Origin of the sequence: Paenibacillus montaniterrae (assembly GCF_018403185.1) — a bacterium.
Classification (GTDB): Bacteria; Bacillota; Bacilli; order Paenibacillales; family Paenibacillaceae; genus Pristimantibacillus; species Pristimantibacillus montaniterrae.
The window spans coordinates 1-318 of record NZ_BOSE01000046.1; the positions used below are offsets into that span (position 1 = coordinate 1).

At 40.6% G+C, this 318-nt stretch carries 1 pseudogene; it reads left to right on the top strand.

Annotated elements, in window-relative coordinates:
- A pseudogene (locus KJS52_RS27080) lies at positions 1-318 on the top strand (IS200/IS605 family element RNA-guided endonuclease TnpB); the annotation flags it as partial.

Consider the following 318-nt stretch of genomic DNA (forward strand, 5'->3'; position numbering starts at 1 on the left):
CACTGAGGAATTTGAGTGACGCATACAATCGCTTTTTCAAAAAACAAAACGATGCGCCTAAGTTTAAGAGTAAAAACAATCCTGTACAGTCTTATCAAACAAACTACACGAATGGAAATATTGAAATTGTAGACAATCGGATCAAGTTACCTAAACTTGGACTAGTGAAATTTGCTAAAAGCCGTGAAGTAGAAGGGCGAATCCTGAACGCTACAATTACACGCAAGCCAAGCGGGAAATACTTTATATCCGTGCTTGCAGAAGCCGACATCCAAGAGTTGCCTAAAACCGGCAAAGAAGTTGGCATCGATGTTGGCT